The sequence below is a fragment of the Brevibacterium siliguriense genome, assembly GCF_900105315.1.
GTDB lineage: Bacteria > Actinomycetota > Actinomycetes > Actinomycetales > Brevibacteriaceae > Brevibacterium > Brevibacterium siliguriense.
Genome location: NZ_LT629766.1, coordinates 1,235,488 through 1,253,981, shown reverse-complemented (window position 1 = coordinate 1,253,981; position 18,494 = coordinate 1,235,488). Strand labels below are relative to the sequence as shown.

14 protein-coding genes and 1 tRNA gene are annotated in these 18,494 nt (G+C 66.1%); 6 read left to right on the top strand and 9 right to left on the bottom strand.

Features of this window, described 5'->3' with window-relative positions; all coding sequences use genetic code 11:
• The first annotated feature begins 4 nt into the window (after positions 1-4).
• Positions 5-706, top strand: a complete 702-nt coding sequence (locus tag BLU88_RS05420; protein ID WP_092010891.1) for a uracil-DNA glycosylase — start codon at positions 5-7, stop codon at positions 704-706.
• On the opposite strand, the gene BLU88_RS05415 is transcribed toward BLU88_RS05420, so the two are convergent.
• Both BLU88_RS05415 and BLU88_RS05410 read right to left on the bottom strand, forming a co-directional pair.
• The gene (locus BLU88_RS05415) at positions 697-2,655 is read right to left on the bottom strand and encodes a threonine/serine exporter family protein (RefSeq protein WP_092010888.1); all 1,959 of its coding nucleotides are present in this window, start codon (positions 2,653-2,655) and stop codon (positions 697-699) included. The genes BLU88_RS05420 and BLU88_RS05415 overlap by 10 nt on opposite strands.
• Positions 2,652-3,932 carry an amidohydrolase gene (locus BLU88_RS05410; RefSeq protein ID WP_092010885.1) on the bottom strand — a complete coding sequence of 427 codons (1,281 nt, stop codon included), beginning with the start codon at positions 3,930-3,932 and terminating at the stop codon, positions 2,652-2,654. Before BLU88_RS05410 ends, BLU88_RS05415 begins: the two co-directional genes overlap by 4 nt.
• 281 nt (positions 3,933-4,213) lie before the next feature.
• Here BLU88_RS05410 and BLU88_RS05405 point away from each other — a divergent pair, with 281 nt between their 5' ends.
• Both BLU88_RS05405 and BLU88_RS05400 read left to right on the top strand, forming a co-directional pair.
• Positions 4,214-5,119: an SGNH/GDSL hydrolase family protein gene (locus tag BLU88_RS05405; protein ID WP_092010882.1), complete on the top strand. Its 906-nt coding sequence runs from the start codon at positions 4,214-4,216 to the stop codon at positions 5,117-5,119.
• Positions 5,116-5,880, top strand: coding sequence for an alpha/beta hydrolase (locus tag BLU88_RS05400; protein ID WP_092010879.1), 765 nt, complete (start codon positions 5,116-5,118; stop codon positions 5,878-5,880). The genes BLU88_RS05405 and BLU88_RS05400 overlap by 4 nt, the downstream gene beginning before the upstream one ends.
• A gap of 67 nt (positions 5,881-5,947) precedes the next feature.
• On the opposite strand, the gene BLU88_RS05395 is transcribed toward BLU88_RS05400, so the two are convergent.
• From BLU88_RS05395 to BLU88_RS05380, 4 genes are all read right to left on the bottom strand, one after another.
• Positions 5,948-6,868, bottom strand: coding sequence for a tryptophan 2,3-dioxygenase (locus tag BLU88_RS05395; RefSeq protein WP_092017204.1), 921 nt, complete (start codon positions 6,866-6,868; stop codon positions 5,948-5,950).
• 17 nt (positions 6,869-6,885) lie between these two features.
• A complete protein-coding gene (locus BLU88_RS05390) occupies positions 6,886-7,266 on the bottom strand; it encodes a protealysin inhibitor emfourin (protein WP_157688980.1) in 381 nt (126 codons plus the stop codon).
• Positions 7,263-8,387: a M4 family metallopeptidase gene (locus BLU88_RS05385; protein ID WP_092010873.1), complete on the bottom strand. Its 1,125-nt coding sequence runs from the start codon at positions 8,385-8,387 to the stop codon at positions 7,263-7,265. Before BLU88_RS05385 ends, BLU88_RS05390 begins: the two co-directional genes overlap by 4 nt.
• 99 nt (positions 8,388-8,486) lie before the next feature.
• Positions 8,487-9,689 (bottom strand): low temperature requirement protein A, encoded by a 1,203-nt coding sequence (locus tag BLU88_RS05380; RefSeq protein ID WP_197678189.1) that lies wholly within the window; start codon positions 9,687-9,689, stop codon positions 8,487-8,489.
• 128 nt (positions 9,690-9,817) lie between these two features.
• Between BLU88_RS05380 and BLU88_RS05375 the strand changes: the two genes are divergently transcribed.
• Entirely contained in the window at positions 9,818-11,143 is a 1,326-nt protein-coding gene (locus tag BLU88_RS05375) for an MFS transporter (RefSeq protein ID WP_092010870.1), read from the top strand.
• A 97-nt stretch (positions 11,144-11,240) separates the two neighbouring features.
• Positions 11,241-13,253 carry an ABC1 kinase family protein gene (locus tag BLU88_RS05370; RefSeq protein ID WP_092010867.1) on the top strand — a complete coding sequence of 671 codons (2,013 nt, stop codon included), beginning with the start codon at positions 11,241-11,243 and terminating at the stop codon, positions 13,251-13,253.
• Between the two features lie 151 nt (positions 13,254-13,404).
• Here the strand turns inward: BLU88_RS05370 and BLU88_RS05365 are convergent.
• The 3 genes from BLU88_RS05365 to BLU88_RS05355 all read right to left on the bottom strand — a co-directional run bounded on the left by BLU88_RS05365 (position 13,405) and on the right by BLU88_RS05355 (position 16,834).
• Positions 13,405-13,480 (bottom strand) — tRNA-Thr (locus tag BLU88_RS05365).
• A gap of 179 nt (positions 13,481-13,659) precedes the next feature.
• Positions 13,660-14,520, bottom strand: a complete 861-nt coding sequence (locus tag BLU88_RS05360; RefSeq protein WP_092010864.1) for a DsbA family protein — start codon at positions 14,518-14,520, stop codon at positions 13,660-13,662.
• Positions 14,521-14,770: 250 nt separating this feature from the next.
• A complete protein-coding gene (locus BLU88_RS05355; RefSeq protein WP_092010861.1) occupies positions 14,771-16,834 on the bottom strand; it encodes a serine/threonine-protein kinase in 2,064 nt (687 codons plus the stop codon).
• 65 nt (positions 16,835-16,899) lie between these two features.
• Here BLU88_RS05355 and BLU88_RS05350 point away from each other — a divergent pair, with 65 nt between their 5' ends.
• Entirely contained in the window at positions 16,900-18,489 is a 1,590-nt protein-coding gene (locus BLU88_RS05350) for an alpha,alpha-trehalose-phosphate synthase (UDP-forming) (RefSeq protein ID WP_092010858.1), read from the top strand.
• The last annotated feature ends 5 nt before the right edge of the window (positions 18,490-18,494 follow it).

Genomic DNA, 18,494 nt, shown 5'->3' with positions numbered 1-18,494 from the left:
GCCCATGACGTCGACGCCTCCGCTGACCGAGATCATGTCCCCCGATTGGGCGAATGCCCTGGCCGGAGTAGAGGAGCGCATCCACTCGATGGGCGACTTCCTCCGCCACGAGAACGCCGCCGGCCGCGCCTACCTGCCCGCCGGGGACTTCGTCTTCCGGGCCTTCGCCGAACCTCTGTCCGAGGTCAAGGTCCTCATCGTCGGGCAGGACCCCTACCCGACGCCGGGCCACGCCATCGGCCTGTCCTTCGCCGTCGATCCTGATGTCCGCCCCCTGCCGAGGTCGCTGGGCAATATCTACAAGGAGCTCGAGTCCGACCTCGGCATCCCACCGGCACAGCACGGGGATCTGCGTGCCTGGTCACGCCAGGGAGTTATGCTGCTCAACCGCGCTCTCACCGTCTCCCCCGGCGAACCCGCGTCCCACCGCGGCAAGGGGTGGGAGGAGATCACGGAACGGGCGATCACCGCGCTGATCGAACGCGATCAGCCGCTCGTCGCCATCCTCTGGGGCCGCGACGCTCGAAACCTCGCTCCCCTGCTGACATCGGGTACCGCCGAGGTGGCCATCATCGAATCCGCACATCCGTCACCGCTGTCGGCCCGGCGGGGGTTCTTCGGCTCCCGCCCGTTCTCACGCACGAACGAACTGCTCGCCCAGAAGGGCATCGAACCCATCGATTGGGCCCTGCCGGATCAGGACTGAATCGGGCCGGTCTCGGCCGCGTCTGCAGCTCCCGATCCATCGGCCTCACTCGGCTGGGTTCCCGAACCACCGAGCCCGCTCGACTGGACTCCCGTTCCTCCCGTTCCGGTCGAGTCCGCGGCTCCCGGTCCGCTGGGCCCACTCGACTGAGTCTTCGCGCCTGCGGGCTGCACCGAGTCGATGACTGCGGTCGAGGTCTCGCCGCTGCGGACCTCTTCGACCTTCTCCTCGGCCGAGCTCTGACTCTTGAAATTCTGGCTCTTGAGGTTCTTCAGCGGCAGAGCCAGATAGCTGCCCAGCACGGCTCCGACGGCGAGAGCCGCATTCGCCAGGATCGCCGTGAACAGTGAGGACAGGCCCACAGCGAAGGAGACGTTCTCCGAGTCCGAAGCGATCTGATAGACAGCGGTGAAGATCGACAGCCCCTGCAGCAGCGTGTAGATGCCGGGAATCATGAGCACGATCGCCGGCGCACCCAGCCGCAGTGCCAGAGGCCGTGACAGGAAACCTGTGACGGTGGCCGCGAGCAGGCTGGCGAGCACATTGTCGATGTGCAGCAGCGTCAGCGACATCATCGTGATGTGCGAGGCCAGTCCGACCAGTGCAGCCGGCAGGATGAACCGGCGCCTGGCCGACATCGCCACAGCACCGGACATCGACACCACTGCAGCCGCAACCATCGACAGGATCGCCGTGACCACATGCGGACTCGTCTTCGGCACGAGCACTTCGATATGACTGAGTCCGATGGCCTGACCGCACACGATTCCCAGGGCGATTCCGGAGACGATGCCGGCCAGAGTCATGAACACCCCGACCACCCGCCCGGCGGCGGTCAGCGGGAAGTTCGTCAGCGCATCCTGAACCGCCGAATACAGCGACTGCGTCGGCAGCAGCAGAACGATTCCGGCAGCCACGAGGTACTGCGGTGAGGCGATGATCCCGAGATCACCGGCGATCGTGGCGATGAGAGTCGCCGAGGCGGCCTGCAGGGCCGTGATGAAGAACGACGGCAGGTGCGTCTTCCGTCCGAGGAATCTGCCGAACTGGAACACGACGATCGCCATCGCGATGCCCAGGGGAATCGCAACCGGTCCGCCCCCGAGCAGCAGGACGAGGGCACCGACCATGAATCCCCAGGCGCCGGTGGTGAACCATTCGGGAAACGGCCGCCGCTGCGTCCGTATCGCGTCGAGACGGCTGCGTGCCTCATGGAACTCCAAGCGTCCGTCAACGAGGTCGGTGACGAGTTTGTGCACGGAGGCGAGCTTCGCGAAGTGCGTGGACTCGCCGCGGTTGACCCGCATCACCGTCATCAGACGGCCGTCGGAGGTCGAATAGTGGACGACGAGGGTGTTCGAGGTCAGGTCGACCTCGACGGTGGCCAGACCGCAGGCGGTGCAGGCGGCGATGACGGAGACTTCGACGTCACTGGTGCCGGCACCGGCACGCATCATCATCGCCGCGATATCGGCGGCGAGGTCGAGGACCATCCGAGCCTCGTCCTCGCTCGGCTCGGTCGCCTGCACCGGCGCCTGGTACGGAGTGCCTCTGAGAGCAGTGACGATCGGCACCGGCTGCGTATTCTCCGTCGTCCCCGAGACGAGTTTGCCGACGGTGCGTCGGGCGACCCTCTGCGCGATGCGCTGAGACGCACCGAGGTGGTCGGTGCGCGGCTTCGACCGGCCGCCGCTGCGTCCGGGTTTCGCCGCCTTCGCCGCCGCGGCCTTCGCGACATCCTCGGGCTGGGTCTCCAGTGAGGATTCCCGCAGTTCGGCCAAGCGCTGCAGGCGGGTGCGCTCGAGCAGCTCCCGCAGAGCCTGGGAGCCGGCCTCCGGGTTGCCGCCCTCGACCGGGGCCGGGGACGAACCACGGACAGGACCCGGCGAGGACGGATCCTCGACCCGAACCTCGGCGGTGGTGGCGTCTTCGAGTTCTCTGTCGCTCACGGCTCGCTGATGAGTGTCGGGCCGAGTGGGTCGGCGACGTGCGCGGTTCCTGATCCGGCGTCATAGTCGAAGACGCGACGGCCGGAGACGAAGACGGTCTCAGCACGAGAGTCCAGATCGAGCGGATCGCCCGACCAGATGACGATATCGGCATCGCGTCCCACGGCCAGTGAGCCGAGACGGTCGTCGAGGCCGAAGATCGCGGCCGGATTGATCGTCAGAGCTTCGATCGCGACGACCGGGTCGAGGCCTTCCTTCACGGCCAGTGAGGCTTCATGGATGAGGAAGTTGATCGGGATGACCGGATGGTCGGTGGTCAACGCGATACGCACCCCTGCCTCGGCGAGGGAGGCTGCTGTGGCCAGGGTGCGATCGCGCAGTTCGACCTTCGACCGGGAGGTCATCAGGGGACCGAGGATGACGTCGATGCCCTTGGCCGCGATGAAGTCGGGGATCTTGTGGCCTTCGGTCCCGTGGTTGATGACGAGGCGGTATCCGAATTCCTCGGACAAGCGGATGGCGGTGGCGATATCGTCGGCGCGGTGGCAGTGCTGATCCCATGCGAGCTTGCCGTCGAGGACGTCGGCCAAGGTCTCCTTGACGAGGTTGCGCTCGAACGGCGTGCCCTCGGACTCCGCGTGGGCACGTTCAGCCTGGTAGTTCCGCGCCTCGACGAAGGCGTCGCGGATGACCTTGACGGTGCCCATCCTCGTCGACGGGGTGACCTTCTTCTCCCCGTACACGCGTTTCGGGTTCTCGCCGAGCGCGGACTTCACGGACAGATCCTGCGTCACGAGCATTTCGTCGACGATCCGCCCCCAGGTCTTGAGGAAGGCGGTGCGACCGCCGATGGGATTGCCGGATCCGGGTTTGATGAGCGCCGAGGTGACGCCGCCACGCAGCGCATCCTTGAATCCGAGGTCGGTGGGGTCGATGCTGTCGAGCGCGCGCAGACCCGCGCCGTTGGGATCGGTCATCTCGTTCGTATCGTCACCGGACCAACCTTCGCCGTCCTCGTGCACGCCGAGGTGGCCGTGGGCTTCGATGAAACCAGGCAGGACCCAGCGTCCGCCGGCGTCGATGACCTCGATGTCCGCTGGGAGGGAGGACGTGCCGACCGCACCGGGGGTCACCTCGGTGATGCGGCCGTCCCTGACCGTCAGCGTGCCCGATTCGATCGGCTCGGCACGGTTCCCGGACGCATCGGCCACGGGCACGATCCGCGCGTTCGTGATGATGAAGTCTGTGGCGGCGGGAACCGGGACTGACCGATACATTCTGCTCCTAGCGAGGGGTCTGCGGCGACGTCTGGGTGCGGTGTCGAGTCTACGCCACTCGACATTTCCGCCGAGTGAACGCGGGGCCGTCCGAAGCCTTGGCGGACAGCCTCAGGCAGGGCGAGTTCCCGCCCTCGCCCCTCCCCATTGCTACCTGACGGCGGCCCAGCAACCTCGCGCGAGGTTGCTGGGCCGCCGTCAGGTAGCAATGGGGGCGGACGGGTCCGTATCAGTCCCGGCGTATAGTCTGGATGAGTCGCCCGAAGAGAGAAGGATCCCTGATGCTTGAGCCGATCGCCTCATACGTCGCCATCGGAGACTCGTTCAGTGAGGGTCTGATGGATGCCGACCCGCGCGTCGAGAACCGGTACCGCGGGTGGGCCGACAGGCTCGCGCTCCTGCTCACCGAATCGTCGGTGGGCAGCCCGGACCTGTCGTACGCCAATCTGGCCATCCGGGGGCGGCTGCTCGACCGCATCGTCGATGACCAGGTGCCGCAGGTGATCGAGATGAAGCCGGACCTCGTGAGTCTGTGCGCCGGAGGCAATGACTGCCTGCGCCCGAAGGCCGATATCGATGCCCTGGCCGCGAAGTTCGAACGAGCTGTCATCGCCATGCGTGAGGCCGGCATCGAGGTGCTCATGTGCAATGGCTTCGATACCGAGTTCAGCACCCCGCTCATCCGCGCGGTCCGTCCTCGCGTGGGAATCTACAACGCCCATCTGTGGTCGATTGCGCAGCGGCACGGCTGCCATATGGTCGATCTGTGGGGGCTGCGTTCGCTCTATGCTGCGGAGATGTGGGCCGACGACCGCATCCACCTGTCGACGAAAGGACACCACCTCGTCGCCGAGCAGGCTCTCGCCACGCTGGAGAGCGGTCGCTCGCTGCCGACCAAGGGCTTCGGGGTTCCTGCTCGTCCGACGCGGGCGATCCGCGAAGTGATGAGCGAGGAGTCGCGGTGGGCCCGCGAGTACCTGGCCCCGTGGGTCGGTCGCCGACTGCGCGGGCAGTCCTCGGGTGACGCCCTTGACCCGAAGCTGTCGCAGCTCACTCGCGTCCGCGACCTCGTCGAACGCTCTCGCGAAGTCGACCGTGCGCGTGAAGCCGGCGAGACCGGCAATGCCAGTGCTGCCGGCCAGACCGACGCCGGTGAGGCGGACGAGCCTCGCAGCTCCGAAGGATGAGCGTCGAGTCCGTGCGGATTCCCGAGCTCTCTGCCGCCGGCGCCAAGGCGGTTCCGACGTTCCGGCACACCTACGGGAACGCCCCCGAGCAGTTCGTCGAGGTCTATGGTGACCCGGCCGCCGCCTCGGCGACGGTGATCTTCGTCCACGGCGGCTACTTCCGGCCGCGCACCGATCTTGCTCATGCTCGACCTCTGGCCCGAGCCCTGGCCGAGACGGGAGTGCTCGTCGCATCCGTCGAATACCGAAGGCTCGGCGGTCAGCCGCTCCTGCTCGACGATGTCACCGCGGCCATCGATTCGGTGTGCGCAGAACTGCCGCACTGGGGTGTCAGCGAACAGGCAAGGCAGAATCTGGTCGTCTCGGGCCATTCGGCCGGCGGCTGCCTCGTCCTCGCCTGGGCATCGCACCTGCCCGCACAGGGATCGCGTATCCGCCTGCGTCCTCTGGCGCCGGTGACCGATCTGTTCCGGGAAGTCGAGGGCCACCTCGGCGATGGAGCGGTCCTCGACTATATGGGCGCGCGCCCCGAGTACGATCTGGAAGCCTACCTGCGCCACGACCCCAGGTCACGGGCGGCGCTCATCCCGGCACGAGTCGATGTGCATTCGATCCATGGGGATGCCGATGCCACCGTCGACGTGGAATTCTCTCGTGTCTTTCCTGCCGCTCTGACCGAGCTGGCGGGGGCGAACCATGCCGATGTCATCGACCCCGATTCTCCGTACTTCGCGCAGGTGAGGGACCTCCTGCTCGGCTGACTTGCCGACAGTCCTGCATGCTGCGGGCCTATGCGCAACGCACCCTCGCGCTGGGACGGAGGGAGAATCAGACTCCCCTGTCGCCGATGCCGGGTCCGTTCTCGATGCCGGTGCGGATATCGAAGAGTTCGGGGAAGAACGTCAGATCGAGCGCCTTCTGCAGGAATCCGACTCCGCTCGAACCGCCGGTTCCGCGTTTCATGCCGATGATCCGCAGCACAGTGCGCATATGCCGGTAACGCCAGAGTTGGAAGTTCTCCTCGAGGTCGACGAGCTCTTCGCAGCTCTCGTACTCCTGCCAATACTTCTGCGGGTTCTCATAGATGATGCGGAAGACGCCGCAGAGTTCCTCATCGAAGGTGTGGGCGACGGACTTGTCCCGCTCGAGGAGCCGTTGCGGCACAGGAAGTCCGCGGCGGGCCAGGCAGGCGAGGAACTCGTCGTAGATGCTCGGTTCCTCGAGGTACTGCTCCAGCGCCGCACGCGCCTCGGGTTCTCCGTCGAAGACCGGGAGCATGGCCCGGTTCTTGTTGCCGAGCAGAAATTCCACGGCCCGGTACTGCCAGGACTGGAAGCCGGAGGCCCGGCCGAGCTGGTCGCGGAAACCGACGTATTCGCTCGGCGTCAGCGTTGCCAGGACGGACCACTGCTCGGTGAGGGTCTTCTGAATGTGTTTGACGCGCGCGATGCGCTTGAGCGCGGTCTGCAGCTCATCGACAGCGATGAGCCGGCGGGCATCGAGCAGTTCGTGGATGACGAGCCGGAACCACAGTTCCGTGGTCTGGTGCTGGATGATGAAGAGCAGTTCGTCGTGGTGCTCGGGGCTGCTGACGGGGTGCTGGGCATTGAGGAGACGGTCGAGGTCGAGATACGACCCGTACGTCATCGACTCCTTGAGGTCGGTGTGGACCCCGGCTTCAAGGTCGCGTACGTTCTTCTCGGCCGTCGTCCGAGCGTCGCTGCCCAGGTCGTGGTTGGTGTCGGTCATGACCTCCAGCATAAGGGTCAGCCGGGTTGTCGCCTCTGCGGTTCGGCGACTTCCCGCACGTCGTCGACGAGCTGCTTCCATTCCGGAGGCATCTCAGACTCGCCGAAGCGCACCCGTCCGAATCGGCTTTCGATGAGGTAGGTGAATCGGTCGGCGCCCGTCGGCTGCTGTGCATCGTCACTCTGCCCGCTGCCGGACCAGGGAAGTTCGACGATGCGCGGACCGAGGTCATCGCGTCGAGAGCTCGCGTCGATGTCGACGTCCCAGACGACCAGCATCCCGCCGATCCCGCCGGAGCGTTCGACGAGCAGACGACCGAACCCTTCGGCCGGCGTGCTGGATGAGCCGTTCACACCGTCACTAGCCTCCCGCGAATTCCCGGCTGGCTGCTCGTTCACCAGCTGCTCCCCGGGTTTCCTCGCGCCGAACCTGCGTGGGAGATGCCCACGGCCTCCCACCCGGACACGACCGCATCGTGAACGTCGGATCCGGCGCCGAACTGATCGGCCGCCTCGGCGATGGTGAGTTCTGCGAACTCCGCGAAATCAGTGCGCTGAGTGATTTCGGACCCGGTGAGGACGGAGTACCAGACCTGTCCGACGCTCTCCCACGCCGGTCCGCCGACGCTGGTCGCGGCGAGCGCGAAGACGCGGTTCGGGATCCCGGAGTTGAGGTGAACCCCGCCGTTGTCGGAGTCGGTGGTGACGAAATCGTCCATATGCGCCGGCTGGGGGTCCTTGCCGAGGACGTCGTCGTCATAGGCCGTGCCCGGTTCGATCATCGACCGCAGGGCCCGGCCGGTCACCTCGGAAGTGAAGATTCCCGAGCCGATGAGCCAGTCGGCGTCCTCGGCGTTCTGTCCGGCGTCGTGCTGCTGGGTCAGCGCACCGAACACATCGGCGCAGTGCTCGTTGAGTGCGCCGGGCTGGCCGAAGTACTCGAGATCGGCAGTGTGGCTGATGACGCCGTGGGAGAGTTCGTGGCCGATGATCGACAGCGAGCCGGTGAAACCGGTGAACACTTCGTCGTCGCCGTCGCCGAAGACCATGAGCCGGCCGTCGAAGAACGCGTTGTCGTAGTCCTTGCCGTAGTGGACGCTGGCCATGAGCGGCATTCCCGCACCATCGAGCGAGTCACGCCCGAACACCTCGGAGAACAGCGCATACGAAGCGCCGAGTCCGTCATAGGCTTCGTTGACCGGTTCATCGTCGACGGGTTCTTCGCCCTCGGAGCGGACGAGCTCGCCGGGCAGCACCTCGGTGTTCTGCGCATCATGGATGAGGCGCTGCAGTCCGGCCGGAGCGGGGGCGGCGAGTGCGGATTCGTCTTTGCCGAGGTCGGCCGGAGGGGTGTAGCGCAAGCCTGCCAGGCGGAGGTTCCGGCAGCTATCATCGGACATCCGACAGCTGGCCGCGGCGGCTGCGGCCTTCGGGAAACGCTCGCTGCCGCGTTCGGCGATCGCATCGAGGAGATAGGGCGGGACGACACTGTGAAATGGGACGACACTCTGAGAGACCATGACTCCAGCGTGCCACTTTCACCTCGGATCCGATAGGGCCTCGCGAGCTGCTTATCTGACGAACTCCCCCGGCCCCGCGCATCCCTCGGTGGGACACGTTCACCGCACGACCGCCTCGGCGCCGGTCTTGCCGCTGTCGTCCAGCGGAGGGAACACGACGAGGGTGATGACGATGATGACCATGAAGAACGTCGTGAGGAACGTCGGAACCGGGATGATCGGGTCGAGGAGGACGAGCAGCGCACAGGCCGGCACCACTGAGTTGACGACGGCGTTGGCGTTCGCGCGGATCGCGAGCGCCCACACCCCGAGGACGAACACGGCGATCGGCACGGAGACCGTGAACGTCGCCAGCACCGGGTCGAGGGCGCTGGCGCCGAGCTGCGAATCGGCTTCGACCCCGACTCCGGCGGAGAACGCTCCTGCCGCGGCGAAGATGAAGAAGTGGCCGTAGCCGTACTTGAGCGATCCGCCGAGGCTGCCGATCGCCCGGTGGTGCGGCGGCCAGAAGTAGATCCACCACATTGCGGCGGTGACGATGAGACTGAGGACGCCCAGCGAGATCAGGGGGCCGATGTCGTCGACCTCGCCCAAGGCGTCGAACACGGTATTCGCCGAGGCCAGGAGGCTTTCGCCGAGGACGATGATCGTGAAGCAGCCATAGCGTTCGGTGATGTGATGCGGATGCCAAGGGGTTTTGCCGCGGACTTCGGCGATGACGGGCACCGCCACTTCGGCGAGGATGAGCACACCGACGCCCACGGCGCTGAATACGGGAACGTCGATGGCCAGCCATGCCACCCACAGGATCTGGACGATGCCGATGCCCGCCGCGTAGACGATCGTCGTCCACCTGGCGGATCCGGCGCCGCGGGAAGCGCGCAGCCATTGGGAGATCATGATGATGCGCATCAGCACATAGCCGGCGATGAGCAGCCGGAAGTCCCTGTCCTCGAAGACCGGCCCGATGCCGGCGGCGAGGATAAGCACCCCGCCCATCTGCACGATCGTGAGCACCCGGTAGAGCCAGTCATCGGTGTCGAATGAGGTCGCGAACCACGTGAAGTTCATCCACGCCCACCAGATCCCGAAGAACACGAGCAGATAGCTCACCACACCGTCACCGAGGCGGCCCGCCGTGATCGCGTCATGCAGGTGTGAGGACGCGATCGAGACGGCGATGACGAAGACGAGGTCGAAGAAGAGTTCGAGCATGCTGGCAGCCCTGCCCTCTTCGCCCGGATCGCGCGGACGCATCGGACTGAGGCGGAACAGTGGTGCTGCTGAGTTCTGTGCGGTCATGAGGATCCTCAACGGTCGGATTGAGTGCCCGGACATTCTATGGCCGCCCGGCCGTCTCCGACACCCCACGGCCGCTCTCACCTCGGACTCCGCGACCACCTCACGCACACCCCAACTAGACTTGCCATGTGCTCAAACCCATCCTGTGGCCGGTGCTCGTGCCGTTCGCGCTCTTCGCCGTCGGCCTGGGTGCGATCATGCCGATCCTCGTCCTCGGGGCGCTGTCGCTGGGTTCGACGCAGGCATTCGCCGCCGCCATCGTCGGCATCATGGGAGCCGTGTCACTGATGGCCACGGTGCCGGCGGGGATCCTCATCGACCGCCTCGGCGATTTTCGTGCGATGTTCGTGGCCACGATCGCTGCGATCGTCGTCCTCGGCTCCATCGTCTCAGCCTTCATCTGGGATTCGCCGTATTCGCTGCTCGTCTATACGCTCGCGCTCATGGTCTTCGGCCCGGTCTCCGATGTGTGGAGCCTGGCCCGGCAGGCCGTCGTCGCCGAGGTGATGCCGCCGGCAGACCTCGCCAAGGCGATGACCGCGCTCGGCGGCACACAGCGGGTCGGCAATCTCGTCGGGCCGATGATCGGCGCGGGCCTCATGCTTCTCTTCCCGATCTGGTCCGTGTTCGTCTTCTCCGGCCTCACCGCCGTCGCGGCCATCGCGATCATGGCCCTGCCGATCGCGCAGATCCCCGGCTTCGACGACCGTACCCACCGCGCCGAGGCGGCCCCGACCTCGCGTACGGACGCCCCCTCCCCCGCCGACGATCTTTCCTTCGCCGAGGCGGCCGATCCGGCACAGGCAGACGCAGCCCATCCTCGGCGGGGGAAGAAGAAGGATCGCCGGCCGCCGTTGGATGTGCGGTGGAAATCGGTCATCCTCACCGGCGTCACGATCATCGCTCTTGCGGCGGCCCGCGCCGCCCAGCCGGTCGTCGTCCAGCTGTGGGGCGTCGAAATCGGCCTGCACAAGTCCTCGATCTCGCTCATCATCGCCTTTGGTGCCGGGTTCGAACTCATCGTCATGTTCCTCGGCGCGTACATCAAGGATCACCTCGGTCGGGTCGCGACCCTCGTCGCCTGTCTGACGATCTTCGGCACCGGCTTCGTCATCATGGTCGCGAAGCCGGATCTCACCGGAATGGTCATCGCCGCCGCTGTCATGGCCTTCGGCAACGGCCTCGGCGCAGGTGTGAATATGACGATCGGCGCGGACCTCTCCCCCACGATCGGTCGGCCCCGGTTCCTCGGCATCTGGGCGATCTTCAACAACGGCGGCAAACTCGGCGGGCCGACGCTGCTGTCCCTCATCATCACCGTGACCAGTCTGCGGTTCGGTGTGCTCTTCCCGGGACTGCTCGCCATCCTCGGTGCGGTGTGGATCCTCATCTGGGGCCGCCAGGTGGGGCTGCCCGGCCGCCGCAGGCGCCTCGACCCGCCAAGTAGAGGCTGACCCGCCGGGTACGGTCTAGGCTGGAGATGACCGATTCGACGATGTTCGCCCCGACAGTTCGACGCTGACGGGCCGAACAGGATCAGGAGAGTCATCGATGGAAGCGCTGGACGTCGGCGGATATGTGCTGGTGAGCCTCGCCGCACTTGTCTTCCTATTCCTCCAGTCATGGTTCGCCGCCACTGTGGTCCGGCGCGTCGTCGGAGTTCCCACCGGCTGGCCGCGCACGCTGGCCGTCGGTCTCGTGATGAGCGCCGTCGTGGCCGTGACCGTCCAGTATCTCTACCGAGCCGGCACCGGGCAGAACGTCAACGGCCTCGACGTCTCCCCCGGAGTGGCGGTGCTGTTCATGGTGCTCGCCCTCGGCTGGATCTTCGCCCTGGGGGTCGGTGCCCTCGTCATGCTCGAGGCGGCCTTTCCCACCGGGTCCCTGCCGAGCCCGCAGTCGCTGTTCTTCGGGTGGAAATCCCGCCGTCGCCGCGCTCGTCGCTATGCCCAGGTCGTGTCCATCGCCGTGCGGCACGGGCTCGGCTCCCAGCTGCGCGGCTTCGGCGGGGATTCGCCGGGTCGCGACGTCAAGACCGCACGAGCGCTCAAGGAATCCCTCGCCGAGGCGGGGGTGACCTTCGTCAAGCTCGGACAGATGCTCTCGACCCGCCGAGATATCCTCCCGCCGGTGTTCGTCCGTGAGCTCGAGACCCTCCAGACCCAGGTCACGCCCGAACCCTGGTCGGTCATCGAACCGGCCATCACCGAACGGCTCGGCCGTCCGATCGGCGAGGTCTTCGCCCGGATCGGCTCCACGCCGCTGGCGGCCGCCTCGGTGGCACAGGTCCATGAGGCGACCCTGCTCGACGGCACGGAGGTCATCGTCAAGGTGCAGCGACCGAAGGCTCTCAACCAGGTCACTCAGGATCTCGACATCATCCTGCGGTTGGCGGGCTGGCTGAACAAAACCACGACCTGGGGCAGGGATCTGGGTGTGCAGTCACTGGCCGCAGGATTCGCGAACACGCTCGAGGAGGAACTCGACTATCGGATCGAGCTGGACAATATGGCCAGCATCGAGAACTCTCTCAAACGGTCGGGGAAATTCGACGTCACCGTTCCACACGGCTACCCGGGCCTCAGCGGCGAACGCCTGCTGGTCATGGATCGGCTGCCCGGACAGCCGGTCTCACGGGCGGGGACGCTGCTGACCGGGCTCAGCGATGCTGAACGGTCCCGATTGGCCACCACACTGTTGGGTGCCACGCTCGAGCAGATCATCGGTGATGGGATCTTCCACGCCGATCTGCATTCCGGCAATATCTTCATCACTCCCGAGGGGAAGCTGGGGCTTCTCGACTTCGGTGCGGTCGGACGTCTCGATCCGGGCACGCAGACCTCGCTGGGGCTCATGCTCTATTCGATCGACCAGAACGACAGCGCCGGCGCCACCGATGCCCTCATCGAACTCCTCGGACGTCCCGACGGGCTCGACGATCGGGAGGTCGAACGGGCCGTCGGCGAACTCCTGCTGCGCTACGGCGGCGGCACTCGTGCGGCACAGGGTCAGAAGCTCTTCGATGATCTGTTCAATCTCGTGCTCGCGCACCGATTCTCCGTGCCGGCACCGATCAGTGCCGCGTTCCGGGCGATGGCCTCCGTGGAGGGTGCGCTGCTGACGATCGATCCGAACTTCGATGTCGTCGCCGTGGCCCGGCGGGAGGGCAACAGGCTCGTGAGGTCGAAGCTCAAGGGCACGAAGATCACCGATGAGTTGCAGCGTCGGGCACTGCAGCTGATGCCGATGATCGACCGCATGCCGCGCCGGATCAACAAGATCTCCGAGGACCTCGAACAGGGACGGTTCTCGATGAACATGCGCGTGCTCGAGAATCCCTCCGACCGCAGCTTCCTCACCAGTCTGTTTCAGCAGCTCATCGTCGCCGTGCTCGCCGGGGCCGCCGTGGTGGGAGCGATCATGCTCATCACCAGCGATGAGGGTCCGCTGCTGACGAAGGACATCCACCTGTACTCGTTCTTCGGCTTCGTGCTGCTCTTCGGCGGCTTCGTGCTGAGCATGCGTTCCCTCATGCTCGTGTTCAGACGCGACGGCCAGACCTAGCCGGCCACTCGATCGTCGCGCTCGTTCAAGCGCTGACGCGCTTTTCGCGCCGTCTGCTCTTCGAAATGCGAGCTGGGCCCTGAACGAGGGCGAACAGAGAAAAGAAGCCCCGCGTCCCGCTAGTTCTAGCGGTTCGCGGGGCTTTCCCGAGTGGAGCCCCCTGTCAGACTCGAACTGACGACCTTCGCTTTACAAGAGCGGTGCTCTACCAACTGAGCTAAGGAGGCGTGGTGCGCACCGAGCATGCGCGCCTACACGATAGTAGTCCATGGCTGGGCCCGGCCACAAAACCGCGGGTACGAAGAAGGGCCGGACCCCACTTCGGCAGGATCCGGCCCTTCTCTCAGACCATCGGAACTGTCACGGCACCGGCACTAACTCGACACCGGCAGGGAGTCTTGGGCGATCAGCCCTTGAACTCTCCGGTGGCCTTGAGGATCTCGGTGGCCAGAGCCTGCGGGTCGCTGGTCTTGTCGGTGTGCTTGCCGTTGATGAGCACCCACGGGGTGGCTTCGACGCCGTCGTCCAGAGCGGTCTGGCTGGACTGTTCGACGAACTTGTCGAAGGTCCGGTCCGTGACGCAGGACTTCACGGTCTGCTCGGGGTCGGCCTTGAGCTTCTTCGAGGTGTCGACGCCGGCTTCTTCGGCCACCTTGAGCAGCTCTGCATCGGTGCGGCCGTTGCCGCCTTCCTCCGGCTGCTGAGCGTAGAGAGCGTCGAACAGATCGACGGCGACCTCGGGCTGGTTGTCGATGACGCAGGCGGCGAGGTTGGCGGCGCGCGTCGAGTACTCGTTGCCGCTGGACATGCGGTCGAGGAACGACACCGGCTTGTAGTTGACGACGATCGAACCCTCATCGGCGAGCTTACGCAGCATGCTCGCGTTGCTGTCTTCGAAGGCCTTGCAGCCGGGGCACTGGAAGTCGAGGTAGACGGTGACCGTGGCGGCCCCCTTCTTCGCGCCTTCGTCGCTCGGAGCCGGCAGATCCGATTCCTCGCCTTCGGGCATCTTCATCGGCTGCACGAGCGTGTTGTCCTTGCCCACGGTGATTCCGTCGGAAACGTAGTTCGAAGGGCTGACGGCAGGTTTACTCTGCTGGAACACGAGCACACCGACCACAGCCAGCACGGCGACGACGACCACTGCGATCCCGGTGTACAGGATCGTCTTCGCGGTCTTCTCCTTCTTCGCCTGATTCGCCGCGATCTGGCGGGCATTCTCACGTGCGCGGTTCCGCTTGTCGTCCGCGGAGTTGTTCTTCGCCATTGTTCCTCACGTTGGATCGTCTGACATCGGTGCGGCCTGTGGCCCGATCGGTGCGGGACGGCTTCCACGACCCGACGGCACCACTGTACCGAAACAGGCCCTTGGCCGACTCCCAGAAATATTCAAGGTTCAACTACAACGTTCAACTACCTCGACTCAGCGGCAGCGACTTCCGGACCCCGACTGCAGACAGCCCCAGTGAAATCCAAACGTCGGAGGCAACTGCACCGGCCCACTCACACAGGTTCGATCACACCGGTCCGGGCAGAAAGTCGAAGGGATTGATCGTCAGCGGCCACCAGGACATGGCCGCTCCGGACTGGATGACCATGACAGCAAGGATGATGAGCAGCGCGATCACGGCCAAGGCGATGAGGCGGCCGAGCTGGTTGCGGGTGGCGCCCGAGACGAGCAGCCGTGAGCCGAAGCGCAGACTCGAGGCACCCGGTCCGACCCACAGCACCAGCGAACCGGCAGCACCGGCCGCCCACACCGACCATTGTTCGGAGGCGCCGCTGGGCACGATCCCGGCGATGTCGAGTCGGGTGAGCACGAGCGCGGCCGCGGCGGCGATCGCCGGCAGGATGAGCGAAGCCACCGAGGTCAGGGTCGAAGCCAGCACGGCTCCCGGCGCCGAGGCGAGCGCCCGGAAGAATCCGCCGGAGTCCGTTCCGCGGTCGAACCGGTACCGCTGAACCTTCCGATCCAGACGTGTGCCGGTGCGAGCGAGCACCGACCAGATCAGGGCGACGACGCTGATGACCAGAGGCCCGAGGGGCATGACGGCGACGGCCAGGGCAATGAGCCCGAAGACGACCCACCCTCCGGAATGCACTCGCCGGTTTCCCATCGGCGCCAACGGCTGGCCGCCGGGCTGCATCGGCTGCCTGCCCGGTTGCATCTGCTGACCGCCGTGACCGGTCTGGTCGCCCCATTGTCGCTGAGCGATCTGCCCCTGCGGTCCGCCGGTCCCATTCGGTCCCACGAGGTTCTGCCCCTGGCCGGGCTGGGTGCCGGACTGGACGAAGCCCGAACGGCCGAGTTCGGTTCCGGCCATCGGGGATCCCGGGCCTGCTTGAATGCCGCCCTTGGGGTTGCCGATCGGCGGTGCGGTCGCCTGTTGGGGCGGCTGCCCATGCATCCGCCCGGAGCCGTAGCCCACCCCCTGATTGGGTCCCGCGCCGAAGCCGGAACCGGCGTGATTGGTCGGTCGACTGGATCCGGGGTACTGCGGCTGTCCGCCACCGGGCGTTCCGCCGCCGGAGGGCCCGGCCCCCGGGTATCCCGTACCGGCGAAGTCTCCGCGCGGACTGCCCTGACCGGCAGCCCCGGCAGCACCGAATCCGGCGGCAGCCCCTGCGGCACCGCCGAGAGCAGCACCGCCCATGGCCGCACCCGCCGCCCCGGCACCGCCGCGACCGCCGGCACCGTCGTCGACGGCAGGCATGATCGCGGTTCCGCTCGGTGTCCGCTGCTGTCCACCCGCACCGGCCCCACCACTGGGACCTGATCCGAGCTGCGGCGGACGTCCGGACTCGATGTCGACGAGCGCGTCGAGGATCATCTGCCCCGATGGGCGACGTTCGGGCTTCGGGTCGAGGCAGGCGGCGATGAGCGGGGCGAAGTTCTTCGGCGCTCCATCGAGATCGAATTTGCCCATGGCCACACGTCCGAGCACCGCTTCCAAGGGCCCGGAGCCATAGGGATTGCGGCCGGTGGCGGCGAACGCCATGGTCGCGGCCCATCCCCACCAGTCAGTCTTCTCGCTCGAGGTCTTGCCGTCGGCGATCTCCGGGGACAGGTAGCCGGGCGTGCCCATGACCAGACCCGTCGCGGTCACACGCACCTCGTCGGCGACCTGCGCGATGCCGAAGTCGATGACCATCGGCTCGCCGTCCATGATCATCACGTTCGCGGGCTTGAGGTCGCGGTGGATGACGCCGGCATCGTGGACGGCGTTGAGGGCGTCGAGGAGGGCGTGGCCGAAGTGGACCAGCTCATCCTCGGCGAAGGGGCCGTTGTCGCGGACGTCATCGGACAGGGTCTGCCCGTCGACGAATTCGGTGATGATGAAGGGCTGCGCGGAATCGAGTTCGGCGTCGAGGACCTCGGCGATGCGAGGGTGGCGGATCCGGCGCAGGGTTCGGGTTTCGCGGGCCAATCGCTTCCTGGCGGTCTCGTCATTGGCGATGTGCGGATGGAGGACTTTGACCGCGACCGGGTTGTTTCCGCCGTCGACACCGAGGTAGACGACACCCATGCCGCCCGAGCCGAGCTCCTCGATGAGGCGATAGCCTCCCAGTTCCTGATCCATCACCTGGCCAAGCCTAGTCGAGCGAGTACAGTTCATTCCAAGGACCGACTCAGGAGGAGGCGCAGATGAGCACCGTCAACTCTGCCGAGCCAAGCACCGAAACCCCCTTCGGCGACAGCGATTTCGTCGTCGTGGCCAACCGCCTTCCCGTCGACCGCGATCCCGACGACGAGAACCACGGATGGCGTACCTCACCTGGAGGTTTGGTCACTGCGGTGGCTCCGGTGATGAAGGCGCAGGAAGGTGCCTGGATCGGGTGGACGGGCGTCGCCGATGAGGAATTCGAACCCTTCACGATCGACGGAATGCACCTGACCCCGGTGACACTGACAAGTGAGGATGTCCTCAGGTACTACGAAGGGTTTTCCAACGCCACCCTGTGGCCGCTCTACCACGATGTCATCGTCCCGCCCGAGTACCACCGCACCTGGTGGGATGCGTATGTGCGGGTCAATGAGCGCTTCGCGCACAAGATCGCCGAGGTGGCTGCGGAGTCCGCGACCGTGTGGATCCATGATTATCAGCTCCAGTTGGTTCCGCTCATGGTCCGTCGGATGCGTCCCGACGTGGCGATCGGCTTCTTCAACCACATCCCTTTCCCGCCGTATGAGCTCTTCGCTCAGCTGCCGTGGCGCGATGAGATCCTGCGGGGCCTCCTCGGCGCCGATCTCGTCGGTTTCCAACGTCCCGCGGATGCGGCGAACTTCCGGCGCGCGGTGCGGGGCCGGCTGAACTTCTCGACGAAGGGGTCGACGGTCCTCGTTCCGGCGGGCGAGGCCGTGGCCGCGCACGTCGTCCGCGCCGAGGCGTTCCCGATCTCCATCGACACTCCCTATCTGGAGGAGCTCGCGAAGGATCCGGGCATCATCGAGCGGGCCCGGCAGATCCGTGAGGACGTCGGCAATCCGAAGGTCGTCATGCTCGGCGTCGATCGGATGGACTATACGAAAGGCATCCGGCACCGGCTCAAGGCCTACGGCGAGCTCATCGCCGAGGGACGCCTCAATGTCGAGGACGTCGTGCTCATCCAGATCGCGACCCCGTCGCGGGAGCGGCTCGAGCAGTACAAGATCATCCGCCACGACGTCGAGCTCGCGGTCGGGCGGATCAACGGCGAACAGGCCGACGTCGGGTCGATTCCCGTCCGCTATCTCCACCATTCCTATCCGCGTGACGAGATGACAGCGTTCTTCCTCGCCTCCGACGTCATGCTGGTCACGGCTCTGCGCGACGGGATGAACCTCGTGGCCAAGGAGTATGTGGCGTGCCGGCAGAAGGATGACGGGGCGCTCGTGCTCTCGGAGTTCACGGGGGCGGCCGAACAGCTCACGGGCGCGGTGATGGTCAATCCGCACGATATCGGCAACCTCAAGGCGGGCATCCTCGAGGCCATCGAGATGGATGACAAGACGCGTGCCCGGCGAATGCGGCAGATGCGGAGGAAGGTCGCCACGGACACCGTGAGCCTGTGGTCGAAGAATTTCCTCGCCGAACTCAACCACCTCAAGCACAATCCCGAGGCCGTTGTCCCCGACCGCCCCGTCGTCCAGAAGAGCCGGACCGCTCCTCCACCGGATGCCCCCGCGACCCCATCGGGTCGGGCCGATCGTCCTGAGGAAGCCGAATGGGTCTCCGAGATCTCCACTTCCCGGTAGGAGGA

Coding starts and splice junctions, on each gene's coding strand:
- BLU88_RS05420 (WP_092010891.1), top strand. CDS start 5: ATGACGTCGACGCCTCCGCTGACCGAGATCATGTCCCCCGATTGGGCG.
- BLU88_RS05410 (WP_092010885.1), bottom strand. CDS start 3,932: ATGTATCGGTCAGTCCCGGTTCCCGCCGCCACAGACTTCATCATCACG.
- BLU88_RS05405 (WP_092010882.1), top strand. CDS start 4,214: ATGCTTGAGCCGATCGCCTCATACGTCGCCATCGGAGACTCGTTCAGT.
- BLU88_RS05400 (WP_092010879.1), top strand. CDS start 5,116: ATGAGCGTCGAGTCCGTGCGGATTCCCGAGCTCTCTGCCGCCGGCGCC.
- BLU88_RS05395 (WP_092017204.1), bottom strand. CDS start 6,868: ATGACCGACACCAACCACGACCTGGGCAGCGACGCTCGGACGACGGCC.
- BLU88_RS05385 (WP_092010873.1), bottom strand. CDS start 8,387: ATGGTCTCTCAGAGTGTCGTCCCATTTCACAGTGTCGTCCCGCCCTAT.
- BLU88_RS05380 (WP_197678189.1), bottom strand. CDS start 9,689: ATGACCGCACAGAACTCAGCAGCACCACTGTTCCGCCTCAGTCCGATG.
- BLU88_RS05370 (WP_092010867.1), top strand. CDS start 11,241: ATGGAAGCGCTGGACGTCGGCGGATATGTGCTGGTGAGCCTCGCCGCA.
- BLU88_RS05360 (WP_092010864.1), bottom strand. CDS start 14,520: ATGGCGAAGAACAACTCCGCGGACGACAAGCGGAACCGCGCACGTGAG.
- BLU88_RS05355 (WP_092010861.1), bottom strand. CDS start 16,834: ATGGATCAGGAACTGGGAGGCTATCGCCTCATCGAGGAGCTCGGCTCG.
- BLU88_RS05350 (WP_092010858.1), top strand. CDS start 16,900: ATGAGCACCGTCAACTCTGCCGAGCCAAGCACCGAAACCCCCTTCGGC.